Annotated in this window: 18 protein-coding genes and 1 pseudogene; 9 read left to right on the top strand and 10 right to left on the bottom strand. The window is 50.8% G+C overall.

Annotated features, from left to right (window positions below):
- On the bottom strand, positions 1-186 hold a 186-nt coding region (locus LBO03_09870), incomplete at its 3' end, for a hypothetical protein (GenBank protein MDR3349881.1).
- 222 nt (positions 187-408) lie between these two features.
- On the opposite strand from LBO03_09870, the gene LBO03_09865 reads away from it, so the two are divergent.
- The 8 genes from LBO03_09865 to LBO03_09830 are packed head-to-tail and all read left to right on the top strand — an operon-like array spanning position 409 to position 4,912.
- Complete coding sequence (locus tag LBO03_09865) at positions 409-768, top strand: YlxM family DNA-binding protein (GenBank protein MDR3349880.1); 360 nt, start codon at positions 409-411, stop codon at positions 766-768.
- 3 nt (positions 769-771) lie between these two features.
- On the top strand, positions 772-2,112 hold the full coding sequence (gene ffh / locus LBO03_09860; protein MDR3349879.1) for a signal recognition particle protein: 1,341 nt from the start codon (positions 772-774) through the stop codon (positions 2,110-2,112).
- A 25-nt stretch (positions 2,113-2,137) separates the two neighbouring features.
- A complete protein-coding gene (rpsP, locus tag LBO03_09855) occupies positions 2,138-2,422 on the top strand; it encodes a 30S ribosomal protein S16 (protein MDR3349878.1) in 285 nt (94 codons plus the stop codon).
- 5 nt (positions 2,423-2,427) lie between these two features.
- Positions 2,428-2,658, top strand: a complete 231-nt coding sequence (locus LBO03_09850; protein MDR3349877.1) for a KH domain-containing protein — start codon at positions 2,428-2,430, stop codon at positions 2,656-2,658.
- A gap of 18 nt (positions 2,659-2,676) precedes the next feature.
- Positions 2,677-3,084: a YlqD family protein gene (locus LBO03_09845; GenBank protein MDR3349876.1), complete on the top strand. Its 408-nt coding sequence runs from the start codon at positions 2,677-2,679 to the stop codon at positions 3,082-3,084.
- Positions 3,068-3,598 (top strand): ribosome maturation factor RimM, encoded by a 531-nt coding sequence (gene rimM, locus LBO03_09840; GenBank protein MDR3349875.1) that lies wholly within the window; start codon positions 3,068-3,070, stop codon positions 3,596-3,598. Before LBO03_09845 ends, rimM begins: the two co-directional genes overlap by 17 nt.
- The gene (gene trmD / locus LBO03_09835) at positions 3,598-4,344 is read left to right on the top strand and encodes a tRNA (guanosine(37)-N1)-methyltransferase TrmD (GenBank protein ID MDR3349874.1); all 747 of its coding nucleotides are present in this window, start codon (positions 3,598-3,600) and stop codon (positions 4,342-4,344) included. The genes rimM and trmD overlap by 1 nt, the downstream gene beginning before the upstream one ends.
- Positions 4,328-4,912: an RNA methyltransferase gene (locus tag LBO03_09830; protein MDR3349873.1), complete on the top strand. Its 585-nt coding sequence runs from the start codon at positions 4,328-4,330 to the stop codon at positions 4,910-4,912. The genes trmD and LBO03_09830 overlap by 17 nt, the downstream gene beginning before the upstream one ends.
- 385 nt (positions 4,913-5,297) lie before the next feature.
- Here the strand turns inward: LBO03_09830 and LBO03_09825 are convergent, their stop codons facing one another.
- Positions 5,298-6,464 (bottom strand): sodium ion-translocating decarboxylase subunit beta, encoded by a 1,167-nt coding sequence (locus LBO03_09825; protein ID MDR3349872.1) that lies wholly within the window; start codon positions 6,462-6,464, stop codon positions 5,298-5,300.
- 864 nt (positions 6,465-7,328) lie between these two features.
- Between LBO03_09825 and LBO03_09820 the strand changes: the two are divergent.
- Positions 7,329-7,622: pseudogene (locus LBO03_09820) on the top strand (transposase).
- Between the two features lie 91 nt (positions 7,623-7,713).
- Here LBO03_09820 and LBO03_09815 read toward each other — a convergent pair.
- The 8 genes from LBO03_09815 to LBO03_09780 all read right to left on the bottom strand — a co-directional run bounded on the left by LBO03_09815 (position 7,714) and on the right by LBO03_09780 (position 16,506).
- A complete protein-coding gene (locus LBO03_09815; protein MDR3349871.1) occupies positions 7,714-8,445 on the bottom strand; it encodes a hypothetical protein in 732 nt (243 codons plus the stop codon).
- A gap of 81 nt (positions 8,446-8,526) precedes the next feature.
- Positions 8,527-9,756 (bottom strand): hypothetical protein, encoded by a 1,230-nt coding sequence (locus tag LBO03_09810; protein ID MDR3349870.1) that lies wholly within the window; start codon positions 9,754-9,756, stop codon positions 8,527-8,529.
- Complete coding sequence (locus LBO03_09805; GenBank protein MDR3349869.1) at positions 9,638-11,500, bottom strand: hypothetical protein; 1,863 nt, start codon at positions 11,498-11,500, stop codon at positions 9,638-9,640. The genes LBO03_09810 and LBO03_09805 overlap by 119 nt, the downstream gene beginning before the upstream one ends.
- Before the next feature lie 407 nt (positions 11,501-11,907).
- Positions 11,908-12,564 (bottom strand): hypothetical protein, encoded by a 657-nt coding sequence (locus tag LBO03_09800; GenBank protein MDR3349868.1) that lies wholly within the window; start codon positions 12,562-12,564, stop codon positions 11,908-11,910.
- A gap of 123 nt (positions 12,565-12,687) precedes the next feature.
- On the bottom strand, positions 12,688-13,644 hold the full coding sequence (locus LBO03_09795; protein ID MDR3349867.1) for a hypothetical protein: 957 nt from the start codon (positions 13,642-13,644) through the stop codon (positions 12,688-12,690).
- Positions 13,645-13,769: 125 nt separating this feature from the next.
- On the bottom strand, positions 13,770-14,699 hold the full coding sequence (locus LBO03_09790) for an RsiV family protein (protein ID MDR3349866.1): 930 nt from the start codon (positions 14,697-14,699) through the stop codon (positions 13,770-13,772).
- A gap of 751 nt (positions 14,700-15,450) precedes the next feature.
- Entirely contained in the window at positions 15,451-15,843 is a 393-nt protein-coding gene (locus tag LBO03_09785; protein ID MDR3349865.1) for a DUF805 domain-containing protein, read from the bottom strand.
- Between the two features lie 15 nt (positions 15,844-15,858).
- The gene (locus LBO03_09780; GenBank protein MDR3349864.1) at positions 15,859-16,506 is read right to left on the bottom strand and encodes a hypothetical protein; all 648 of its coding nucleotides are present in this window, start codon (positions 16,504-16,506) and stop codon (positions 15,859-15,861) included.
- Positions 16,507-16,612 lie beyond the last annotated feature (106 nt).

The raw sequence follows: 16,612 nt of genomic DNA, 5'->3' as shown, positions 1-16,612 counted from the left end.
GAATGAGGCTTTGCCAAGGGAATGCAAAAGTACGCACATGGCCTTTTTTGCCGCAATCTTTTCATTCGTCCTGTCATCGCCTTCAACGAAATTGTAACCGCACTTGTTGCATCTGTACCGCTGTTTTTCTCTGACAATACCGTTTTTTACCGTTGATTCCGACTTGCAGTTTTTACATGGCACCATAATGGCACCTCCTCGGTGACATCATTATAGCATTAATCTATCTATAAGTAAATGCTCTCCCCCAAAATACTGCCCCGCCGGGCGACCTACAGGGACTGTGTGTTTCTCGTGGCTATCGCTATTTTTTAAGCAAATGTTTTTAAACAAGACCTAATACTTGACAGCTTGCTTGTTTGTGTATTATAATCCGTCCGTAAAGTAAAAATACTTGTCAGGTATGCGATGATTGAGCAAATGTTAAAGGTAACGCTGCTGTATGATTTTTATGGCGGACTGTTGACCGAACGCCAGCGAAAATGCATTGAGCAGCATTATTTCGATGATTTGTCGCTAAGCGAAGTCGCGGAGAATTTTGGCGTGTCGAGGCAGGCCGTGCATGATATTATAAAAAGAGCGGTTGAGACGATGAATGATTTTGAGAACAAACTTGGGCTGGCCGGCCGGTGCAGCAAAGAGAAGGGGAACCTTTCCGAAATAGCGTCGCTGATAGAACAGGCGACAAAAGAGGCCGGAACCGTCCCGCCGGCGCTTGAGCGGGCGCGGGCGAAGATCAAGCATATGATCGAGGAAGGCGATGAGTAAAAAATGGCGTTTGACGGATTGTCCGAAAAACTCACGGGTATATTCAAAAAACTGCGAAGCAAAGGCAAGCTGACCGAAAAAGAGGTAGGCGACGCTCTGCGCGAGGTGCGCGTGGCGCTTCTGGAAGCCGACGTCAATTTCAAGGTGGCAAAAGATTTTATTGCGAAAATAAAAGAACGCGCCGTCGGGCAGGAAGTTTTGGCAAGCCTTACGCCGACGCAGCAGGTAATAAAGATCGTCAACGAGGAGTTGACGCTGCTGATGGGCGGCGCGCAGAGCAAGATCGCAATGTCGTCGCGCCCGCCGACGGTGATCATGCTGGTAGGGCTGCAAGGTTCGGGCAAGACCACGAGCGCCGGCAAGCTCGCGAAGTTTTTTGCCGCAGACAATAAAAAACCCCTGCTTGCTGCCGCCGATGTTTATCGTCCGGCGGCGGTGCGGCAGTTGCAGATATTGGGGGAACAGCTCGGTTTGCCGGTGTTTTCTATGGACACGGGCGCATCGCCGGTTGAAATCGCCGAAAACGCCGTTAAACAGTCCCTCTTGGCCGGCCGCGACATAGTGATATTGGATACGGCCGGCCGCTTGCATATAGACGAACAAATGATGCGGGAATTGCAGGATATAAAGGCCGCAGTCAAGCCGCAGGAAATCCTTCTGGCGGTGGACGCCATGACCGGACAGGACGCTGTTACGGTCGCCGAAGCTTTTAACGGGCAACTGGGCGTTGACGGGATCGTCCTCACCAAACTGGACGGCGACGCCAGGGGCGGCGCGGCTCTTTCCGTCAAAGCGGTTACCGGCCGGCCGATCAAATTTGTCGGCGTGGGCGAGAAACTTGACGCTTTGGAACCCTTTTACCCTGACCGCATGGCATCCAGAATACTTGGCATGGGCGACGTGCTCGGCCTGATTGAGAAAATCGGAAAAACGGTTGATTTGGAAAAAGCGCAGGAATTAGAAAAAAAACTCCGCAAAGAGGAATTTACGCTGGAACAGTTTTTGGAGCAGATGCAGCAGATAAAAAAACTCGGCTCGCTCAAATCAATTTTGGGAATGATACCGGGCATTTCCGGCAAGCTCAAAGATACGGAAGTGGACGAAAAAGAAATTGCCCATGTTGAGGCGATCATTCAGTCCATGACCAGGAAAGAGCGCCGCGATCCCCGCATAATAAACGGCGGCCGGCGCAAGCGTATCGCGCTGGGCAGCGGCACAAAAGTGCAGGATGTCAACCGGTTGCTCAAGAAATTTGAGGAAAGCCGGAAATTGATGAAACAACTGCAAGGCATGTCGTCGTTTTCACAAAAAGGCATCTTGAACAAATTGCCTTTTATGAAATAAACTTGGCTTTTAAGGAGGTGAAATTATGGCGGTAAAAATCAGGCTGAAAAGAATGGGCGCGAAGAAAACGCCTTTTTATCGTATTGTTGTCGCGGATTCGCGTTCACCGCGCGATGGGCGCTTTATTGAAACCATTGGTTATTATGACCCCAAAAAACAGCCGGCGGCAGTAAAAATCGACGCCGACAAGGCTATTGAGTGGCTGGGCAAAGGCGCGCAGGCAACAGATACGGTCAGATCGCTGTTTAGCAGGGAAGGCGTCCTTTCCAAATGGAACGATGCCAAAAATGCTAAAAAAGAAAGTGAGTGAGCGGTGTGCTTAAAGAATTGCTGGAACATGTCGCAAGATCTTTGGTAACTTGCCCTGATAAAGTATCTGTGGAAGAAGAAGTTGAAGGAACGTCCGTCATTCTGCGGTTAAGCGTAGATTCCGACGATATGGGCAAAGTGATTGGCAAACAGGGCAGGACGGCCAAGGCTATCCGTACGCTTATCAAAGCGGTGGCTACACGCGAAAACGTAAAAGCAGCGGTGGAAATTATTTGACAGGGGCATTGTTCGATTATGGAAGAGATGACGCTTAGGATACCTGTGCATATAAAAGCGCGCCTTACGCCGGATTTTAAAGAACGGCTGAAGGCGGAAATGAACGAAGCGTTGAAAAACGCTGATTTGGAATTGCAGCAGATGGATTTTCAAGAAAAAAGGACGATCGCCGAGCAGTCCAGGTTAAACGCCAGTGAATTGCCCAGGCTTTATGCCCACCTTGAAGCGGAGCGCTCTAAACGCAAAGAATTTATCCGCGACACCATGGAACAGTTGGAACATCTCGAACGCCTGGAGCTTGGCTCTGAAATATCAAGGGGCATGCTGGACGGCATGTTTACCTTGAAAATCGGCGACAATCTTCGCCGCTGTACGGGCGCGGAAATACTTTTGGAAGATGGCGTGATCGTTGCTTTCCGGATGTGACGGGACGGACGGGCGGGCGCGCAAGGTGGAAGTAGGCAGGATAGCCGCCCCGCACGGCGTGCGGGGCGAAGTTCGTGTTATAAGGTTATCCGAATTTGCCGAACAGGTTGACGGCGCATCGTCTTTTTATGTGGAAGGGCGGGGCTGGTTGCCTGTTGAAACAAGGCGTTTTCACAAACAATTTATCTTGGTGAAATTTGCTGGCGTGAATGACTTGGATGCAGCCGGAGAATTAAGGGGGCGCCTGATTTTTTTAGCGCGCGGGCAGATCGGGGATCTGCCCGAAGGTCGCTATTACATAGAAGACCTGATCGGGCTCGAGGTGTTTGACCTGTCCGGCGCGCCGCTGGGGCGGCTGGCGGAGGTTTTGCCGACCGGCGGCAATGACGTTTACGTGGTAAAGAAGGAGGGGAAAAAAGATCTGCTTTTGCCGGCGCTGAAAACCGTCGTCAGGGAAACTGACCTGCCCGGGCGCAGGATGATTGTTGACCCTCCGCTCTGGGAGCAGGATTGATGAAAATTTTGTTTATAACGCTTTTCCCTGATTTTATAAACGCGAATTTTTCTTACAGCATGTTGGGCCGGGCGGTAAAAAACCGGGCGATTGAAGTTTTTTTCATCAATCCCCGGGATTTTGCCCAAGACAAGCATCATACCGTGGACGACGCGCCTTTCGGCGGCGGCGCCGGCATGGTGTTGAAAGCGGAGCCGTTCATACAGGCTATAGGGCAGGCGAAACGGCAATTGCCTGCGGCACCGGCCGTAATGCTTTCGCCGGACGGTGAAATTTTTTCCCAAAATGTCGCCAAAAACCTTGCGCGAGAGAATGCGCTTATTTTTATCTGCGGACATTACGAAGGATTTGACGAGCGGATAAAGCAGTTCGCCGACTTCGGCGTCTCCCTCGGCGATTATATACTGACCGGCGGAGAATTGCCTGCTATGGCCGTCAGCGATGCCGTCTGCCGGCTGCTGCCGGGAGTGCTGGGCAAACCGGAAAGCGCGGCAGCGGAATCCTTCTCTGACGGCCTTTTGGAATATCCGCAATACACACGACCGGCCCACGCCGATTTCGGCGACGTGCCGGAGGTGCTGCTGTCAGGCAATCACGCCGAAATCGCCCGCTGGCGGCGCAAGATGGCCTTGGCGAAAACCCGGCGGCTGCGGCCGGATCTTTGGGCGAACGCCCGCCTGCAGCCGGGCGACGAGGCGCTTTTGCGGCAAATAGAAGAAGAACGGGCGGGTGGCGGAGACGGCTGACCTTTATCTCGGGCTTGTGCATTATCCCGTTTACAACAAGCATATGCAGGTGGTAACGACCGCCGTGACCAACTTCGACATACACGACATAGCCAGGAGCTGCGCGACTTATAACGCAAAAAAATATTATATAGTGCATCCTTTGGCCGTGCAGCGGGAAATTGTGGCCAAAATACTGGATTTTTGGCAAAACGGCTATGGCAAAATATACAACCCCGATCGCAATCAGGCTTTAAAAACAGTCGAACTGGCGCAAGATATAAAAAGCGCGGCGCAAGATATAACCGCTATCGCCGGCTGTCCGCCGATAACGGTAACTACGGGGGCGGGGGAATGCGCCGGCGCCATTTCGTGCGCCGAATTGCGCGCAATCGCGCAAACGGCAACCAGCCCGCTTTTTTTGCTTTTCGGCACAGGGTGGGGGATTGAAAAAAGCGCCATGAGCGGTTTTGACTATATCCTGCAACCGATCAAAGGCGCATCGCCCTACAACCATCTGAGCGTGCGCTCGGCGGCGGCGATTGTCCTTGATCGTCTGGCGGGCGAAAAATGGTGGGCAAACGAGTAAAGCTGTCCCATAGCCAAAATCATGGCATATTTGCGGCTGGTTTGCCGTGTTGCTTTGCGGCCAATTTTATATGACATGTAATCCATTGCGGCGCTGCGCCGAATCTTTTTCCGCTTGGACAATGTTTGCAAAAGTCAGCGGCACACTCCGGCAGTGCTGTTTTTTGCCGCCTTGCCGGAAGGGGAAATCTTTCGCCGCAACGTCCGCCGGCGATTGTTAACGGCCCCCTTTGTTTTCTCGCGCATTACTTATCCTCGCCGCTGGCGGGGAAGGCTTTGACAAGCAGGTTGGTACAAACGATGAATATCGCTATGACCAGAAACATAGTCGGCAACGCCGCTATCATCATCAGAGAGGCGGCCTTTACGGTAGGTTCCATTAGAGATTACACCCCCAACATTTTCTGAAGCGCCGGAACGAGCGCCAGCACGACCCCGGCCGCCACCACCGATGCCACTTGCCCAGCCACGTTCACGCCAATCGAATGTTGTATGATAAAGTTTGAAGGATCTTCCTTTAACGCCATTTTCGCTATGACCCGGCCGGACATGGGAAAAGCCGATATGCCGCAGGCTCCTATCATCGGATTGATTTTCTTGCTGGAGAAAATATTCAGGATTTTCGCGAAAAGCACTCCCCCTACTGTATCAAACACAAAGGCCACCGCGCCCAGCCCCATGATCATCAGCACTTGCACATTCAGGAACTTGTCCGCGTGCATGGTCGCGCCTACGGTTATGCCCAAAAAGAGCGTTACGAGGTTAGACAATTCGCTCTCAGCGCACCGCGCCAAGGAGGGCACGACGCCCGACTCTTTTATTATGTTGCCGAACATCAGGGCGCCAATTAGAGCCACCGATATGGGCGCAATGACGCCGGCTACCATTACTACCATGATGGGGAAAAGGAACTTTGCTTTTTTGGAGATGGGTTTTTCCCCTTCACAACTCATTTTGATGGAGCGTTCCGCCTTGGTCGTCAGCAACCGGATAACCGGCGGTTGAATCACCGGCACCAAAGCCATATAGCAGTAAGCTGCCACCGACAATGGCCCCAATATTTCCTCGGCGTACCGGCTGGCGACAAATATAGTGGAAGGGCCGTCCGCCGCGCCGATGATGCCGATGGCGGCCGCCTGATTGAAAGGAAAACCCATCAGCGTCGCGGCGAGGGCTGTGGCGAATATTCCGAACTGCGCTGCCGCGGCGAACAGCATTACCGAGGGATTGCGCATGAGCGGAGTGAAATCGCACATGGCGCCTATCGCTACAAATATAAGTACAGGAAAAAGTTCTGTTTTTATGCCGACATTATAAAGATAAAAAAGAAACCCTTCTTCCCCGGGAGTTTGCGCTACGGCCGAAGACCCTGGAATATTAGCCAATAGTGCCCCCACTCCCATCGGCAGGAGCAGGGTGGGCTCATAGTCTTTCCATACTGCCAAGTAGATGAGCAAAAACCCCACAAGCCACATGACGATCATTTTAGGGTTAGAACTCAGGCCTGTAAAGCCCATAAGCATTTCGTTGATCAGCGCGGTCAAAACAGACATGCCCATTTCAAGGCCTCCTTGCATAATTGCTTATTTATACTTATAAAAGCAATGTCAACACCTTAAGTAACTGCTGATTAAAAGGCCAATTAAAACCAATGCCGGAAATCTTTATGGCAAAACATGCAAACGAAACACAAAACCTGCCCAACCAGGCAGTTGCAACCTCGCAATCTGCCCTTTCGGCACTAAAAGGGCGCACTTCGCCCCCTCGCCCTGTATGAGCCGGGCGACCGACCTCGCGCACATCAAGTGGTTCGCGCCGCAAAACAAAATGTGCAGCCTGTGGAGATTTTTGCCTATGCCCCTGCATACCGTTTTGCGATAGCAAATGTGCGTTTTATGAGCAGAAACGCATACTCGACCTTGGCCCTTGCCGACGACTTGCGCCGCTCCCGCTCCAAGGCTTGCGCAAAGCCTGCAGTCATTTTGTGGGCTTTGCTGGGTCGACTTGTTTGGTCGATATTCAATTTGCGGCTTCTTCCAGTCCAACTTTAGACTTCCCGTGCGACTTAAATGGCTCTGCCAAAACTACACAACCCGCAAAGCAAGTTGGGGCGGCGAGCAAAACTTCCCTACGGTTACGGTACGTTCGGCAACAATTCTGAACCGCTTGGCAAAGCCAATCACATGCTCGTTGCGCACACGCCGGCTCGAAATGTCGTGATTGTGGAGCTTGTCCGCCTTTGCGCCGCTTTTCCTTTTCTGAAACAGATAGGATCTCCGCCATTTTCGCAAATGTCGTACGCTTTGCCCCTGTTAGACGCCGAAAATCCTGATTGGATAGTTTGGCTGTTCCTTCGTATTTCATATAATGAGTATATCACATTTTTGGTTGCGCAGGAAGTCTAATATGGCGGCAAACTGATTGAAGGCATTTAGGCCGAAGCGCTGCCGGCCGATCGTGGCTATGACACAAACGCAATAGTGGAGGCGGCACAAAAGGCGGGAATGCAAGTAGCAATCCCGCCGAAGAAGAACCGGATGGTGAAACGGGATTGCGATGCATATCTTTACAGGTTGCGCCACTTGGTGGAGAATGCGTTCCTCGCGCTGAAGCGTTGGCGTGGCATTGCCACGCGCTACGCAAAAAACACGGCTTCCTTTTTGGCGGCAGTTCCAGTGCGCTGCATTGCAATATGGTCTTCCATCTATTGACGACACTATCTAAGCAAATTTTGTATGATTGTATAAATACAATGGGGCACGCCCGGGCAAAGCAAGGCGCCCAGCTGGAGCAAAGGGCAGGTTACAGCTTGTCCATGACCTTGACCGGGGCGTTGCGGTTAATCTGCGTGCCATCGCCCAATTGACCGTCTCCGTTATATCCCCAAGCCCAGAGCGAACCGTCTTTCTTGATCGCCAGCGTATGCGCGCCACCCGCCGCGACATCGGCCACCTCGTCCATCACCTTGACCGGGGCGTTGCGGTCGATCATTGTGCCATTGCCCAATTGACCGCATTCGTTATTTCCCCAAGCCCAGAGCGACCCATCCTTCTTGATCGCCAGCGTATGTGCAAACCCCGCCGCGACGCCGGCCACCTCGTCCATGACCTTGACTGGGGCGTTGCGGTCGATCTCCGTGCCATCGCCCAATTGTCCGTATTTGTTTCTTCCCCAGGCCCAGAGCGAGCCGTCTTTCTTGACCGCCAGCGTATGCGCGCCACCCGCCGCGACGTTGGCCACCTCGTCCATCACCTTGGCCGGGGCGTTGCGGCTGTCGAAATTCGTGCCGTCGCCCAATTGACCAAATCCGTTATATCCCCAAGCCCAGAGCGAGCCGTCCTTCCTGATCGCCAGCGTATGTCTGCTACCCGCGCTGATGATGTTTCCCGCCGCGCCGCCGAAAAATACGCAATAATACCCCAGGATGGCAGCTATAGCGACGGCCGCCGCCAGCAGTATTTTGACGGCGCTTTTCTTGCCGGCCGCCGCAGATGCCGTTACCCCTATAAGATTACCGCTGGCGCAAAAAGCCATGATCAATTGCCTCCTTTTACATGCCGCAGGATGAAAACAAAAACATTCCCGCCTTGCTTTGAGCCATCAACAGCTTTGCCGTTATTGTTTCCCTACGATCTTCTCCGCCGTCGCCGGGTTGGCTTTCCGGAATTTAAGTTTGGCGAGTTTTGTCATGATGACGCGCAGAACTTTCCCGTCCACTTCTTCTTTGGACAAAGAACCGCCGCGCAAAGCGTCCAGCAAGCTGTCATAAACAGCCGCCTGACTCTTTAGGTCATGGCAGGCCAACACTATGTCGGCGCCCGCCTTTATTGCCCGCAGGCCCATTTCCTCAAACGAATATGCCTTTGTCAAAGCGCCCATTTCCATGTCGTCGGTTACGATCAGCCCTTTGAAGCCCAACTCTTCCCGCAGCAAGCCTTTCATCACGGCTGCGGACAAACTCGCCGGGAATTCTTTGTCGTAAGCCAAGTATTTCATGTGGGAGACCATGACAAAAAAGGCCCGGTTGTCCAAAGTGCGGATAATATTCTTAAAAGGCCGCAAGTCCTTCCCTTTTAGCACTTCCAAACTGTCGTCTATCGTGTCGGGCTCAACGTGAAGGTCCACTTTCGTTTTGCCGATGCCGGGGAAATGTTTGAGGCAGGCTATAATCCCTTTTTTCTGATAGCCTTTGACCGCTTCTTTGGCGAAAGCCTCCACAAGCGCGGGGTCAGTTCCGTAGGAACGCTTGTACGCGCCGCCCAAATCCGCTACCGGCGCAAAGTTTACGTTGATCCCCATAGCTTTGAGTTCCCCGGCGGTTTTCTCCGCCCAAAACTTAGCGTCGCCCGGCTTTTTGCTTTGGGCGATGTCTTCTTGCGCGGGGACAGGCGAAACTCTGTCCTCCATGCGCGTAACCAGGCCGCCTTCTTGGTCGATGCAGATAAACAAGGGCAGTTGGCCGTTCTGTTTTTTTGCTTCCGCTTGCCAGGCGTTGACCAGGGCGGCCGTTTGGGAAGGCGTTTTCATGTTGCGATCAAAGAGAGTGATGCCGCCAACGTGATATTTTTGCAGCAAAAGGCGCGCCGCATCGTTTATCTCCGTGCCGTCAACGCCGACAATCAACAATTGCCCGATCTTTTCCTCGGCGGTCATTTGGGCCAAGATTGCCTCCGCCCGCTCCCGCAGCGGGTCTTTGGGCGGGACTGGCGGCTTGGCGGCGGCAGGTTCAGCCGGGCTTTGCGCGTCTCTTGTCCTTGCCGGCGCCAAGAGAAATGCGTCCAGCAAAAACCCGCCGGCCGCCAGCAGCAAAACCAGGGCGGCTATTATTTTGAAGGTTTTTATAATCATAATAGTAATTTATTCTCCTGATATTGGGATCGTCCAACAGCCATTCGCCGTTTGACAGCACCAAATCCCATTTGCCTTCAAACACTTGCACAAGGACCCTGTTGTTGTCCCGGTCGCGCGCCCGCAGGCGGAAATGGACGGTGGCGGTAAAATTGTCGATTCTTTGTACCTGAACAAACTCCAAAAAGTTGGAAATAGTAGTCCGGAACCCGTCCACCCAGCCTTGATAAGCCGTTAGCGACCGCCAGCGGGGCGAGAAGCAATTGTAGGCCGCCTGGTATTGCTGGTTGTCTATGTAGTTGTAAAATTTGTGCACAGCGCTTTTTACCGCCTCTTCGCTGTGGATGTCCGGCAACGGGATGGCTTCTTCAAAGCGCCGGGCATCCCGAGCCGTGCCGTCCGCGGCCTTGGCCGGGGCGTTTTTGTTAGTCCCCGCGCCGATGCCCCATTGCCCGGCTATATTACTTGCCCACGCCCGGAACGAGCCGTAGTTCTTAATCGCCAGCGCATGAAAAGAATCCCCAGTACCGGCCACGTCGTCCATGACCTTGACCGGGGTGCTGCGGTTAGTGTTCGTGCCGTCGCCCAATGAACCTTCTCTGTTATCTCCCCAGGCCCAGAGCGAGCCGTCTTTCTTGACTGATAGCGTATACAAGCCACCCGCCGCAGCATTAGTCACGCCATCCATAACCTTGGCCGGGGCGTTACGGCCGGTCTTTGTGCCATCGCCCAATTGACCTAAATGGTTACTTCCCCAGGCCCAGAGCGATCCGTCCTTCTTGATTGCCAGCGTATGGCCAAAACCCGCCGCAACGCCGGCCACCTCGTCCATCACCTTGACCGGAGCGTTGCGGTTAATCTCCGTGCCGTCGCCCAATTGACCGTATTTGTTCTTTCCCCAAGCCCAGAGCGAGCCGTCATTCTTGATAGCCAGCGTATGGCCAGAACCCGCAGCAACGCCGGCCACCTCGTCCATCACCTTGACCGGGACGCTGCGGTTGATCTTCGTGCCGTCGCCCAATGAACCTTCTCTGTTATCTCCCCAAGCCCAGAGCGAGCCGTCTTTCTTGACCGCCAGCGTATGATCAGACCCCGCAGCGATGGCGGCGACGTCGTCCATGACCTTGACCGGGGTGCTGCGGCCAGTGTTCGTGTCGTCGCCCAATTGACCAAATACGTTATATCCCCAAGCCCAGAGCGAGCCGTCTTTCTTGATCGCCATCGTATGCGCCTCACCCGCAGCGGCGGCGGCCACCTCGTCCATGACCTTGACCGGGGCGTTGCGGTTAGTGTTCGTGCCGTTGCCCAATTGACCAAATACGTTATCTCCCCAGGCCCAGAGCGAGCCGTCCTTCTTGATCGCCAGCGTATGTGCAAAACACGCCGCGACGCCGGTCACGTCGTCCATGACCTTGACCGGGGCGTTGCGGGCGATCTTTGTGCCGTCGCCCAATTGACCCTTGCCGTTCCATCCCCAAGCCCAGAGCGATCCGTCCTTCTTGATTGCCAGCGTATGCGCCATACCCGCGCTGATGCTGTTTCCCGCCGCGACGCCGGAGGATACGCAATAATACTCAACTGCGGATAAGAGGGCGGTTACAGCGATGGCCACCGCCAGCAGTATTTTGACGGCGCTTTTTTTGCCGGCCGCCGGCGCCGCTGTCTCCAGAGGATTGCCGCATTTAGGGCAAAAGCTCGCGCCTTCGCCCGCTTTGCTGCCGCATTTGGCGCAAAAAGCCATGAATAGTTACCTCCGTTTCCATAACGCAACGCTATGTCAACAAAAACGGCTCCCTGCCGTATCGGGGCAAAACTTTTCCTTGCCCTCTGTTTGGCGGCCGCGTCTGCCGCAAAAGATCGCCAGGCTTCCTCAAAAAAATTGCGGCTGCCGGTTTACCCGCATTTCGCGGAGCTTGCCGTACTGTCCATCTTCCCGAACCGCGCTTGTTTCGACAGGCTGCGCCGCGTAAATTCCAAAGGCGGAATGTCCCGCGGGGCAGTTACAAAAACCGATGGTTTGCGCTAAAACTCACGCGCCGTTTCCGCCGCGCTTTGCGAAGCAACGATAACATGCGGAGATGGCAAACTTTTACATGTATTGCCAACGAGCATGCGTCCGCCAATTTCGCCCCGCCGGCGGGGACGGCTTCACGCCATAGGCACGGGACGGCTTACCGTAACGCTGTCGATGGTATAACAACTATTGTCTTTCGCTCTTGCAATCTGTACTTGAAACCGCATGATGTCGCTCATCAGGCTGCCATTTTCGTCCGGTGGATACTCGGCATTTTCATAATCGCGAATAACTGTTTCAAAGTCGCCGGTTCGGCGTAGCCAGTCAGCGCGCTGAAGGTTCAATGTTACCTTGTTGTCGGCGTTTTCATCGGCAAGGAGAATGTCAATATTCTTCACGGCCAATTTCCCCGCCTTTCTTGACCAGTAAACATTCCCCTCTTCATGAGCCCATCCTGCGGCATGGATATATCTGTCTACGGCATCACGGTATTGTTTCGCTTGCTCTTTGATCCTCGCGATTTTAAGAAGTCTCTGCAAATCTTTGCAGAGAGGTGTTTTGCCAAAATATAAGTACTTCCTCGTATCAAGAAACGACTTGTCGATTGGCAATGGCATATCAAGAGAATCCGCAACGTATCCGCAATGAGGGCATAGCTGAGGCAAGAACGGTAGAGGGCGATAGCCATCCAAGCCACTACTACCAAAAATGGTGTACGAAAGGACTACGAACTGCTCGCTTGGCTTTGCGCACACCGAACACTTTATTTCTCGGAGTTTCATGACCGTCATCTTGCCACCTCCCCTTTCAATCAAAAATATTGCGAGGCATTATGCGGCTACTCTTTTTTGTGGCCCTCGTTGTAAATTTTTTGCAGCTGCCCTCATTGTTGGCTCATCACTTTTTTGCTTTCTTTAAAAATGTTCTTTGCCTAGTTGCCACAGATACCGGTCAATCTCCTTTATGCTAAATTCGCCAAGTCCATAATGCGTTCGGAAAGCATAAATAGCTTCGCAGAATATGGGGTAATCTTGCAAGTTGTCCCGCGCGAAAGCCATAAAGCCATCGCGTCTTCTAAAATAGTCGAGCATCTTAGCGACATAAGAGTCATAAATCGGGAATTGCTGCGGCTGGTGGTGGCTGCAATACTTGGTGGCAAATGAATAATTCCTGCGCACCTCAACACGGGCAATATCGTCAACAAGCGTTTGGTCGCCCGCATAGAGCCGATCATCTATCTGCAAATCCACGATGTGCCGGGCAATCGGAAATACGCCGAATATCTTAGTTCCGTAAAAATCATTCAGTACGGAACACTTTACAAGAACGTGGCGCAAATCCGTATTTAGCGGATAGGTTTCGTGGAAAAGTTGCGACAACGCTCTTTCTTGCGCGGTATAGTTCGGCAAGGCGTACCATTGAGCAAGGAACCGCATAACCACCTCTATACTTGGCGTAGCTACGGGATTCTCTGCCGGCGGCGGGGGCGGGTCTATAATGCCTGGTTGAGGCGGATCGGCCGCATCATCACTTTTGAGGTATTCGCGAAACAACATCAACGCGTTGCCATATGTCGATGCGTCGCTGGTTGGGTTTATACGTCCCCGCGAAGCAAAATAAGCCTCAAGCGCGGCTTTATATCTGTCCGGCGGCGTAGCGCCGGACAGCAGATCGGCAAAATTCAATCCCCCTAAGTCCGCCCCGTGCCTGAGCGAAAAGAATGCCATTGACACGGTCGAGCCGATGTGGTTGTTGTGCGGGTAGCGGCGCTGCAAATAGGCCTTAAAGTCACTTCTTACCGCCTGATAAGAATTCCTTGACACGATAGCATTGCCGTAGCGCTCCAAATCAGCCATAAATTCCGCTATCATTATTTCATCCAATCCCCGTTCACCCTTTCGTACTTATTTCGGATGTTATGGGCCGCAACTTTTGACGCAATCTTTTAAGCAACTGCTAATTGTAGCAATTCGATGTAAGGAGCGGATGTGTTTTTCTATGCATCCTGAAACCATTTATCCCTTATCTCATCTACAAGTAAGTCTTTTATCTTTCCTTTAGGGATGGGAAACTCAATTATTCCCTCTACTCTGTGCACCGGGATATTGTCATGAGAAGGGTTATAATAAAGTACCAACGCATTTTCGTCTATATAAAAACTGGCATGTACAGCCTTAGTCTCATAATCACGATCCATAGGCCTATAAAACACCTTTTCTTCGCTTTTCTTGAATGTATCTGCAATGTGTTCATAGTTTTTAAATTTATCTGGGCGACTTTCATTTGCAGTCCTTTCATATGAAAGAATCAACTCATTGATGCAATCATTTAACCTTTTTCGGGCAACGTCAGGTTTTTTGAATAATTTTTCCCAGTATTCGTATGTTTCCCCCGTTTCTATGTTCATCATAAGAGTTTCTTTCCAAAACCTGCTACCATTGCCACCGGCTCTTGCAAAACTCCGAAGGTTTGATTTTCGTATGCAGAAAAGGCTGTTTTTATTGTATTCTACTTCATAATTTACATCAAAATCATGAGAATGCGTACATTCTTTTAGTTGTGTCCCTATTGCCCTGCGAACTTCATCATCCGTTTTTTCTTTCGGGGCATCATACTTGCCATCCTGCACATTATCATTATCTAAAAAACCAAAAGCATTTTTGCGTAGCCAGGCATTTATTTTAGCGGCGGAGTCGGGATATTTCCTATCTTCTACAATAGGTATTACTGTTCTTCTTGAATACAAATCGCCGTGATAGCCTCGCCCTTCGTTACGTTCCCACACCCTCTCTTGCACTATAACTGGCGCAGTCTCCGTTTCCGTACTTATTTTTGTGGACACAAAAAAATAACTTCCAACAGCAAAGAGCATCAGTATTGCTACTAATAAAGGTGTTAATTGCTCCTTGATTTTTGACTTTGCCATAATAACCAAGCTCCTTCTGCAAACCTGTTGCCAGCAAACTTTACTCTATTTACCATACCTATTCCTGCATCATCAAGTGTTTTTTTGTTAGTGTTTTACATTAAGCAATTTACCATATAAGGCAACATCCAAAAACCTTTTTTAAACCGCTGACATAATATACGCCAAAGCACACTATAATAGCAATCGAAAAGTGGCGGATCAAATGGGAAGGCAAATCTATTTTTTTGGTGGAGACACGTAACTTCAGAGGCTTGTCCGAACTTGGCGGCTCACTTGAAAAATCGGCAAAATAGCCGGCTGAGAATTGTCATGGCCCCTGCCAAGGCAAATTCGCGGGAACGGAACCGAAAAGGTCAACTGGCCGAGCCATGACGAAGCAATGATGTTCAAAATCGTTATGCTCCGGTAACGATATGGTTTGTCCGATGATACGGCAGGTTTTTTAATAAACGGCCGCCTTTTTTCCTGTGGCCTTTGGGCATGGATCTGAGGAAAAACGCACCTGGCGGCAAGGAACTTGGAAATATAAAATCCATTCTAAAATCGTAAGAATACAACTCAAAGACAACATATTTATTGGAAATGCTTCGCATAATTATTAATTGAGCCAATCTGAAACAGGGATTTTAGAGGTTGCATTTTTCTGTTTCATGGACAGAACCACCAACCAAGGACGCGCCGAGATCCGGAGCGCCGTCCTTTCTCTGGCCGCAGTAGGCGCAGAAAGTTTTATGGGCAGGGCAACTAACTAAGGATTGGGGGACGGAGAGCGGCTAAGGGGATCTTCGCCGTAGCGGTTGGAGCCAGTGGTGCCTTTGAAAAACAACAGGGGTATCCAAGAAAGCATTGGAATAAGAAAGAAAGTAATAATCCACATTCCCGACCGGTTTAGATCGTGCCACCTTTTTGCCAAAATCGGAATGAGAATCAGGTTGATACTATCCCCGATAATTTGCCCGGTAATTTGGGCAATTTCGGGAAATAGTGACGAATCATATTCGGATCCAAAGAAATAAATAGTACAAACTATTGTGTGTGCGCACATTCCAACAAAAACACCTAAGATATAGATAATGATGCATCTGAAAATAAATTTTTTGCGCGCAAGACGTCCGTCAATGCTGAACCATTCCTTTTTCATTTTGCCACGTCCTTGTTAATTTATAACATTTGTTATTCTGAAGCTTTTCAATACATCACGCATAACAGGTTCCCAAATATCTTTTTCTGTGTCACGGTACATAATAAACAAGAAAATCATTCTGTCTTTGTTCTCAAAACAATATACCCAATTTAAAATGTATGGCCTATTAGTGTTGCCAGCGACTACATTTTGAGCAACTATGTAAGAGGCGATAACCTGCATGTTATTTACTTTTCCGCGCTTAGCAGGGTAAACCTCGACCAACCTTAAAGTTACAAAAGGAGTTGTCATGTTCCCGATTGTTTCTTTGATAGCCTGCTCCAATTCCGCCAACTCTGCTTCACTTATATAATAATCATCGTAAAGACCATGAAAATCTCCGTATGTTCCTTTTGTTACTCCAATTATTATCCTTGCAAACTTTTGCGTCCCCTTTTGTACTATTCTCAATACGTTCGCAGAAGGCAATCCCAATATCTCCCTTATTGGCGCATGCCAATTTGTTTCTGTTGCTAACTCCATTAATGCTGAAGGAACATCTATATAACCTGCTTCGTCAATGTAGACACGCCTGTCAAGCGGTACGTAGGCATAAGCTACAGTTTCGCTTTTAATAGGGCTGTATAGCGTAAAATATATTGCGATAATTATTAAAGTCAACCTTGCCCCTTTATCGTCGCTCCTTTTGCATAAATTATGATATTTTTATTGCAAACGATATAGTTCCTTTGTCTTCAAATCATTGCTGATTTTTGTGGTATTCTCT

This window comes from Acidaminococcales bacterium, assembly GCA_031290885.1.
Classification (GTDB): domain Bacteria; phylum Bacillota; class Negativicutes; order Acidaminococcales; family JAISLQ01; genus JAISLQ01.
The sequence above is the reverse complement of the archived record's forward strand: the minus strand, read 5'-3'. Positions and strand labels throughout refer to the sequence as shown.